At 46.8% G+C, this 8,548-nt stretch carries 7 protein-coding genes and 2 pseudogenes; 3 read left to right on the top strand and 6 right to left on the bottom strand.

The genetic code is table 11. The features are described 5' to 3' along the window. Together Q0991_RS03445 and Q0991_RS03440 are read left to right on the top strand one after the other, a co-directional pair. The coding region (locus Q0991_RS03445; RefSeq protein WP_299485536.1) for an adenylosuccinate synthase at positions 1 to 1,330 on the top strand (1,330 nt) is incomplete at its 5' end. Between the two features lie 128 nt (positions 1,331 to 1,458). After that, positions 1,459 to 2,217, top strand: coding sequence for a class I SAM-dependent methyltransferase (locus Q0991_RS03440; RefSeq protein WP_299485534.1), 759 nt, complete (start codon positions 1,459 to 1,461; stop codon positions 2,215 to 2,217). Here the strand turns inward: Q0991_RS03440 and Q0991_RS03435 are convergent. From Q0991_RS03435 to Q0991_RS03415, 5 genes are all read right to left on the bottom strand, one after another. Further along, positions 2,189 to 3,910 carry a tetratricopeptide repeat protein gene (locus Q0991_RS03435; protein WP_299485533.1) on the bottom strand — a complete coding sequence of 574 codons (1,722 nt, stop codon included), beginning with the start codon at positions 3,908 to 3,910 and terminating at the stop codon, positions 2,189 to 2,191. The genes Q0991_RS03440 and Q0991_RS03435 overlap by 29 nt on opposite strands. Beyond that, entirely contained in the window at positions 3,885 to 5,327 is a 1,443-nt protein-coding gene (locus tag Q0991_RS03430; protein WP_299485531.1) for a pentapeptide repeat-containing protein, read from the bottom strand. The genes Q0991_RS03435 and Q0991_RS03430 overlap by 26 nt, the downstream gene beginning before the upstream one ends. 110 nt (positions 5,328 to 5,437) lie before the next feature. Continuing rightward, positions 5,438 to 6,097: a GNAT family N-acetyltransferase gene (locus Q0991_RS03425; RefSeq protein WP_299485529.1), complete on the bottom strand. Its 660-nt coding sequence runs from the start codon at positions 6,095 to 6,097 to the stop codon at positions 5,438 to 5,440. 195 nt (positions 6,098 to 6,292) lie between these two features. Next, complete coding sequence (locus Q0991_RS03420) at positions 6,293 to 6,952, bottom strand: GNAT family N-acetyltransferase (RefSeq protein WP_299485527.1); 660 nt, start codon at positions 6,950 to 6,952, stop codon at positions 6,293 to 6,295. 50 nt (positions 6,953 to 7,002) lie between these two features. Next, positions 7,003 to 7,683, bottom strand: a complete 681-nt coding sequence (locus Q0991_RS03415; RefSeq protein WP_299485524.1) for a GNAT family N-acetyltransferase — start codon at positions 7,681 to 7,683, stop codon at positions 7,003 to 7,005. 309 nt (positions 7,684 to 7,992) lie between these two features. Here Q0991_RS03415 and Q0991_RS03410 point away from each other — a divergent pair. After that, positions 7,993 to 8,358, top strand: a pseudogene (locus Q0991_RS03410) (transposase); the annotation flags it as partial. Here the strand turns inward: Q0991_RS03410 and Q0991_RS03405 are convergent. Beyond that, positions 8,273 to 8,548, bottom strand: a pseudogene (locus Q0991_RS03405) (IS1 family transposase); the annotation flags it as partial. The pseudogenes Q0991_RS03410 and Q0991_RS03405 overlap by 86 nt on opposite strands.

The following is an 8,548-nucleotide window of genomic DNA, read 5'->3' as shown; positions in this document are numbered from 1 at the left end:
AGTTGTAATTGGTGCTCAGTGGGGCGATGAAGGAAAGGGCAAAATAACCGATTTGCTGAGTCGCTCAGCAGATGTGGTGGTTCGGTATCAGGGCGGAGTAAACGCTGGCCATACCGTCGTTGTCGATGACCAGACCTTTAAGTTGCATTTAATTCCTTCCGGCATTCTCTACCCCAACACCGATTGCATCATCGGCTCTGGAACGGTTATTGACCCGAAAGTTCTGATTGAAGAGTTGGATATGTTAGACAAGCTGGGGGTCAGCACCAGCCATCTGTTTATTTCCGAGTCCGCTCATGTCACCATGCCTTATCATCGGATGATTGATCAGGCCTCTGAAGAACGTCGGGGGGACCATAAGATCGGCACTACGGGTAGAGGAATTGGTCCTACCTATGCTGATAAGTCCGAGCGAACCGGCATCCGCATCCTGGATCTGATGGATCCAGAGGGCATGAAGAAGCAGCTACGATGGACCGTTAACTATAAAAACGTCATTCTCGAAAAACTCTATAATCTGCCTCCCTTAGATCCAGAAGAGGTGATTGCTGAGTATCAAGTCTATGCGGATCGTCTACGCCCCTTTGTTGCCGACTGTTCCTTAAAAATCTACGATGCCTATCAGCAGCACCGGAACATCCTGTTTGAAGGTGCCCAGGGCACGTTACTGGATTTGGATCATGGCACCTATCCCTACGTCACATCTTCCAATCCAGTCGCTGGGGGAGCCTGTGTGGGTACGGGTGTGGGGCCAACAATGATTGATCGGGTCATCGGCGTCGCCAAAGCCTATACCACTCGAGTGGGTGAGGGTCCCTTCCCCACCGAACTCCATGATGAGATGGGAGTAGCCCTCTGTGAGCGAGGTGCTGAATTTGGAACGACCACTGGACGGCGGCGGCGCTGCGGCTGGTTTGACGCTGTGATTGGCCGCTATGCCGTCCGCATTAACGGTCTGGACTGCCTAGCGGTGACCAAGCTCGACATCCTCGACGAGGTGGATGAGATTAAAGTTTGCGTGGCCTATGAAATTGATGGCCATGAGTCAAAGGACTTTCCAACCAATGCCCGCCAGTTTTCTCGCTGCAAACCCGTGTATAAAACCCTGCCTGGCTGGAAACAATCCACGATTCATTGCCGCACATTAGAAGATTTACCCCCCAAAGCCCTAGACTACCTGAAGTTCTTAGCTGGCATCGTTGAAGTCCCCATTGCCATTGTGTCCCTAGGGGCTGAGCGGGATGAAACCATTATCGTTGAAGATCCCATTCATGGACCGAAGCGAGCCTTGCTCTATTCCAATGGGGAAACTCAGGCCATGTCTGCTTAGGCCGTTGTCCAAAACTGACCTAAGTTGCATCGCTCTATTCCCTTTGGATTTCTAGCCTAGGATCGCAACCTTGATTCTTCCAAACGCTGATTTGGCGTCTAAGGAGTTAGATACCTGAGGTGAATTGCATGGAAGATTGGTATAAAGCTGACCTAGCCTATATTCACGATATTGGCTATGGCGATTTTTCTGACCAAGCGGCGGTCGGAATCTTGGCCTGCTTTCAAAGGCATCAGATTGAATCCGGTTTAGTGATTGATTTAGGCTGTGGGAGCGGAATCTGGGCAGATCACCTAGTCCAGGCGGGGTATCAAGTTTTAGGGATTGATATTTCTGAGGCCATGATTGGCCTGGCCCGAAGTCGGGTCCCTGACGCAGAATTTTGGGTGGAGTCCTTATTTACGGCCAGTCTTCCAACTTGTCAGGTGGTGACGGTCCTGGGAGAAGGTCTGAATTATTTGTTCGATGCAGAGCACAATGCGTCTCGCTTAGGTCCCATATTCCAGCGAGTCTTTGATGCCCTAAAACCTGGAGGACTGTTTATCTTTGATCTGGTTGAACCGGGTCAGGTTGAAGCGGGACAAACGAGTCAAGGCTTTCGAGAAGGCGAGGACTGGATGGTCTTAGTAGAGAAGCAGGAAGATTTGGAGTCGATGATCCTGACCCGGCGGATTATCACGTTTTGCCAAGACGGCACCCTGTACCGACGGGATGAAGAAATCCACCGACAGCAGCTTTATAATGCCGATGAGATAGCCGCACAACTTCAACAGATTGGGTTTCAGGTGCAGATTTCCAATGCGTATGGTGAATACGAACTTGCGATCGCACGCAAAGCGATCACAGCCCGCAAACCCTCTACTGGGAAGGCTCAATTTGCTTCTTGACTCGCTCTTGATTCAGCAAGGCTAAGGAATGGTTGGGATTCAGACTAAGAGCCTGTTCTAAGCTGGCAAGTGCTTCAGGGAAATTCCCCAAAGCCTTCAGGGCTATCCCTTTCCCAGTCCAGTAATCAGCATTTTTTTCGTTAAAGGCAAGGGCTTTGTTATAGGCAGTCACCGCCCGACTATAAGAGCGCAAGCCCATCAGAGCCAGGGCCTTGTTATACCAAGCGCGATCCGATTTAGCATCCAGGGCTACCGCCTGATCTGCAGCCGATAGGGCCTGACCATAATCTTCCAACCGCCAATAGGCTGCACTTTGATTAATCCAAATTTCTACCAGCGTCGGCTGCTTCCCCGCATTGGCATCTCCTTTTAAGGCCTGGTCGTAGGCCGCAACGGCTTCCTCTAACTTACCCAGAGTCGTCAGAATCCGGCCCTGGTTAAACCAAGCTAAGGAAGATTGCGGATCAACTTCTACCCCCTGAGCAGCAGCATCCAGGGCCTCATCGAATCGGCCTAGACGCCAGAGAGACAAGGCCCGCGCACTCCAGGAATGGGCATCTTTGGGCGTTAAAGCTAACGCTCGGTCAATGGAGGTGAGAGCTTCTTCAAACCGCCCTAGACCAATCAGGGCTGTTCCCCGCTGGCTCCAGGCAAAATCTAAACCCGCCTCTCCCCAGTCTCCATCCCCTTCTTGGAACGCTTTTTCGCAACTGGCTAAGGCCGTCTCAAACTGGCGAAGTTGGTTGGCATTGGCACATTGCTGAATCAGGGCCGCAGAAGAGGTTGGGGCCAGGGTCACGGCAAACCCATGGGAGGCTTGAGCCTGTTGATGTTCTCCCAGTTGATCTAGCAAAATCCCCTGTTGGGACCATAGCTGGGAATCTTTAGGCGCAAAGGCAAGCGCCTTGTCATAGCCTTTGAGGGCCTGGTTGTAATCCCCTAATTGTCGGTGCAGTTGAGCAAGTTGGGACCACCCTATTGCCGGAGAACTATCTCCCCAATCGCTGTCGCCTCGCAGGGCGCGATCGCAGGATTGAAACGCCAAGGAATATTGCTTCAGGGCCGCCAATACCTGACAGCGATCAGCCCAAGCTCGGCCATCTCGGCTATGAATATGGGTCGCCCAGTCATAGGCAGCCAAGGCTTCCTCTAACCGCTCCAACTTAAACAGAGCTGCACTTCGGTAATACCAGGCTTGATCCGGCAGCGATTGCCCCCGTTGATCCGCCACTTGGAGGGCCAATTCACAATCTTTGAGTGCGGGCTCATAGTTTTGCAATTTGAAAAGACTGATACATCGTTTTGCCAATATCTGAGGCTCATCCGGCTTTAGTTTAAGCACCTGGTTAAAAGCGGCAACAGCATCAGAATGCTTGTTTTGGGCAAATACAATTGTGCTGCGATCGGTCCAGGTCTGCGGATCGTTGGTATTTAAGGCAATCGCCTGGTCACAGGCTTTCAGAGCGTCTTCATATTGCTTCTGCTGAGTCAGGCTCTGGCATAATCCTGCCCAATGATCATAGTCTTGCAGTCCTTCCTGGGCTTTGAGCGGTAGGGGTAACAGGGCAAACAGCGTCGAGGACAATCCCCACAGCAACGGTCCCACAGGCCATCTGTACCGTCGCGATCGGCAATTTCGGTTTTCAGTAACTACTGAGACTCTTTCCCTAGGGACAGGAGTGGGTTGTTCCATCAGGCATTATGGCTCCACACAGATAGGCATTATCAAGGTTTGTGCCCTCAATATTGGCATTCTCCAAATTAGCTTCTGCTAAGTTGGCGTTCTTTAAGGTTGCAGCCTTCAAACTTGCTCCTGTCAGATCGGCCCGAAACAGATTGGCTTCCGTCAAATTCGCCCCATCCAAAATACTTTGGGTAAGGTTCGCCTGGGGCAGCTGCACCCGGAAAAAGTCTACTTGGCTGAGATCCGCTTGGGCTAAGTCAGCGGTTTTTAGGTCTAGCTCTCTACCTCCCTGGTTGACTAGCTCCCATACCTGCCGCCATTTATCAGCCAGAACCGTTTTGATATTGATTTTGCTCTTGTGCAGCTTGGCTAGGTTGAGATCGGCACCTTCCAAATTGGCATAGCGCAGATCGGCACCCTGTAAATTGCTATTGGTCAAATTGGCTCGGCGAAAATCGGTATAGCGGAGACGGGCATTACTAAAATCAGTCGCTCTCAGGTTACTATCCTGCAAATTGACAATAAACAAGTACGCCTGGGACAGATCCGCTTCTTCCAGCTCTGCTCCCACCAAATTAATGCCCACCCAATGCACACCACTCAGATTTTTGCCCTGCTCTGTAGGATCTTCCGTAGCAGAAGGTTCTGGAGCCAGTGATTCCGAGGTCTCTTCGGCAACAGAGCTTTCAAGTTGTGTCTGATTGACGATGGCCCAAGCATTCCGCCATTTTGGATCGATAACAGTAGTGTCGTCTAGTTTGGCCTCCCTCAGATCAGCATTCACTAGGTTGGCCCCCGTTAAATCCGCCCCAATCAGGTTGGCCCCTTTTAGAGACGCACCTTCTAAATTGGCGTTAATCAACTGGGTTCCCACTAGAGATGCATTCTGCAATCGAGCCTGGGATAAATTGGCGGTGGTTAAATTAGCCTGATTCAACTGAGCTTTACCTAAATTGGCCTTCGCTAAATTGGCTTGGGTTAAATTGGCTTGGCTCAAGTTGGCATCACGGAGTTGAGCATTCTCTAAATCGCTGAGGGTGAGCTGAGCTTGGGATAAGTTAGCCCGGAATAAGATAGCTGCCCCCAGTTGGCTTTTTTCTAAATTGCTAAGAGTGAGCTGGGCACTGGAAAGGATTGCCTCTCGCAAATCAGCTTGCTTCAGATCCGCCCGCAGGAGATCTGCCCCATCCAACTTTGCGCCACGCAGATTCGCTTCTTTCAGATTGGCTCCTTTCAGGTTGGCATTCCGAAGATCCGCTCCCCCTAATTTGGCTTTATTAAGCTTACAGTCAGCACATTCACGCGTTTCTTTCAGCTGGTCAACATGATCGCCTTTGGCTGCCTGCACAGGTTGGCTCAATAGGGTGAGTACAAACATTCCACCAACTAACCCAGATGAGACTTTGAGAGTCTGGCTTATCCGCAAAATCCGAACCTCAGATTTTAGGAAAGATCAACTACAGATCATGGCATGTTCACTGGCTACAAAGGATTAGACCAAGGTCTAGCATCATCAAGGACGCCACCCAATGAAGTTTAATCATGCACCATAAAAATTTCAGATCGAATCATTGATAGCCACTCATTTGTCTGACCAGCATCTAAAATACCGAGGCCAGCCTTAACTCTAGGTGATAATTGTTTTAGAGGGATTTTTCGGAAGCCAAGTCGCCGATAGAATTTTGCAGTTGGACGACGAGTGCGCAAATAAACAGGTTTTGGGTAGTTTTGCAGCATTGTGCTGACCAATACTGAACCTAAACCTTGTCTTCTCCATTTACGCAAAACTCGTAGTATTTCCAGTACTGAAAAGTGTTGATAGGAGCGTATAGAAGCATACGCAATAAAACGATCACGTTGTTCCACTACCCAAAAGTTCTTGAGTTGTGGATTAGTTAGTGCTAACACTACAATTGTAACGATGGAAAAAGAAATGAATATTGCTGCTGCAATCGCAAACTCATGCCATTGGAATGATGCATTTCCCAACCACAGAAGAATTCCAAGAGCAAATAAACCAGGCAAAATACTGAGACAGAAGGCGATATATACACCTAATTGCATTTTGCAAATAAATATCATGCATCCTTCAGGCATCCATGAAGATTTTGAATATGGGCTTCGCGGCATTATCAGGAACTTAAGACGATCTATTTGTGTTGGCTGGACACGACGAACAATATGTTCTGAATTCAAATCAGGCCGTGATCGAAACATTTATTTTCACTACACTTAATTTTATTTAAAGACCTCTCTAACGGCTTTCTAGAAACTCAACCCTACATCATTTCTGAGAAATTTATTTCAGAAATAGCTCAAAAGAAAAAACACTTAGCCTACCTAGTCTCTTTAGTTTTTGCATTTTAGATAAAGACCAATAGCATTACATTATTAGACAAAAAAATAATTATGTACCAGCAATATCATTCGTGATCTTACGGCATAGCGGGAATCACTAACATGAAGTCTTTGTTTATCTCTTTGGGATAGTTTTCGAAAGCCAATTCCTATATAAAAGTTGGCTATTGAACGCTTAGTTAATACATAAGTCGGCTTTTGATAGTTTTGAAGTAAAGACTTTACTAATTCTGTACCTAATCCCATTCTTCTCCGCATAGGGTGAATATACACACGTCCTAAAATTGAATAGCTGCCATAACCCTTAATCAGGGCACGACCCACAAAACGTCCCCGCTCTTCAATCACCCAACAGTTTTTAGGAAGCTGCTCAGGCTTAGCTAACGATCTAATCCCCAATGCAATGAATAGACCTAAACAAACTAAATAGACTATAACTACCCAAGGCACTTGTATTGGTATTCCTAAAGCATCTAATAATTGTAAATACATCCCTATGACGACAGCAGTAATTAAGTATAGAATTGTGCCCGTCCGCATTTTATAAAGAGCCAGCATCATTTTTACTGAGACCCAAGAGGGCAGTTGATCGGGGCTTTTAGGCATCATCATTAATCTTAGGCGATCTATGTTAGTGGTTTTTATAGGGCGAATGACACAGCCAAATGGCAGATTTGATGATTGATTTACCATTAATATCTTTATTCATTTCAATCAAATAACCTAATTTACAAAAAGAAGATCTAAGTAAGATATCCATAATGGGCCATGCAGTAGGTAGGAATCAGAAATCTTTGGGCTTTTGGAGATACTTTTTGAAAGCGAACTCTCCGAAACCCAATGCGTCTATAGAATTTTGAAGTCCCTAAAGCAGGTGATAAGTAGATAGGCTTCTTCCCTATCTGAATCAGTTTTTTGACGATTGCAGTACCAAGACCTTTGCCTCTCCACTTTGAGCATATGCGTAAACTTCTGATAACTGAGAAAGTTTCATAGTTTTGAAAATAAGCTGAGCCCAAGAAACGATCTTCCTGTTCGATCACCCAATAACGCCAAGGATAGTCCTTAATCCAACCTCTCCCCCCTTGTGCCATGACTATTGCTGTCCCCATAAAAGCAATCAAGAAGAAAGATATTAGATAGATTATTATTGAAACGTTGTCGACATATATAGTTGCGCCCAGCAATCCTATATGTAAACCGTAAAAAAATACTGCCATACATAATACAAGGACTTGCAAAAATAAAAATATTACGATCCCACTTCTTATTTCAAACAGGGTTATCAAAAAATTTACGGAAACCCAAGAAGGCATAGAAGAAGGACTCTTTGGCATCATTAAAAGTTTGAGGTAATCCTCATCGGTAGACTCGCAACGCCGAATGACATATTCAGAAGGTAATTCAGGTCCAGATGAAAACATTAGCTTGCACTATGCTCCTAATTTGATATTGACCATTTATGACATCTATGGCGAGATGGACTGTATTTTCTGCAATCAGCTTATTGATGCATCATGATGACATTAAAAGCTCTATGACTTATCACTTTCTGAATCCTAAGCGGTAGCTGTTTGAAGTGAACTTGCCGGAATCCAGACTGTTTATAACATCTAGCAGTAGGTGAATTAGTTTGTAGATATATTAGGTCTTGAATACTTCCGTAGCGGATTACTAATGGGCTTTGCTCAATGGTGGGATAAATTGAGTTGCTGATAGATAACCCAATGACTATCTTACTCGCAACGTTCTATGCCGCTGTTTGGAGTTGTCTCAAAGTGATTTGGGTGGATAGTACCTTTGCGGGTAAAGCCTTTATTGCCTGGGTTGCTCAGCAGTTTGGTTGGACACTAGAGCACCTCAAACGCACCAGTGATGAACCTGGTTTTACAGTCATTCCGAAGCGCTGGGTTGTCGAACGCACCTATGCCTGGTTCAGGCATTACCGACGATTGAGTAAGGATTATGAATTTTTGCCAACTACCAGCGAAATGATGATCTTTGGATTGTACGTCAACAAAGTGTGGAATAAGTGGCTAAGTCTTGCCATTCCCAAGGATGCTCCGTCAGTCCAGCACGTTGGGCAGCCGTGTTCTTAAATCGAGAGTTGCACCAGATCCAGTTGAGATAAGCCAGCACCAGTCTTAACGTCACCGCACTCTGTTGCCAGACTTTGCCAAATTTGTTCTGCCGTCGATGCCATCGCCCGGTCTGTTGACGCACGATGCCATTGCTCCGCTCTAAGCGTTGGGTCAGGGCTTTGCATACGTAATGAATCACTTCATCGGG

It is taken from the genome of Acaryochloris sp. IP29b_bin.137 (genome assembly GCF_028285745.1).
Lineage (GTDB): Bacteria > Cyanobacteriota > Cyanobacteriia > Thermosynechococcales > Thermosynechococcaceae > Acaryochloris.
The sequence above is the reverse complement of the archived record's forward strand: the minus strand, read 5'-3'. Positions and strand labels throughout refer to the sequence as shown.

Bases quoted from the DNA above. Each gene is read 5' to 3' on its own strand.
- Q0991_RS03440 (WP_299485534.1), top strand. From the start codon at position 1,459: ATGGAAGATTGGTATAAAGCTGACCTAGCCTATATTCACGATATTGGC.
- Q0991_RS03435 (WP_299485533.1), bottom strand. From the start codon at position 3,910: ATGGAACAACCCACTCCTGTCCCTAGGGAAAGAGTCTCAGTAGTTACT.
- Q0991_RS03420 (WP_299485527.1), bottom strand. From the start codon at position 6,952: ATGGTAAATCAATCATCAAATCTGCCATTTGGCTGTGTCATTCGCCCT.
- Q0991_RS03415 (WP_299485524.1), bottom strand. From the start codon at position 7,683: ATGTTTTCATCTGGACCTGAATTACCTTCTGAATATGTCATTCGGCGT.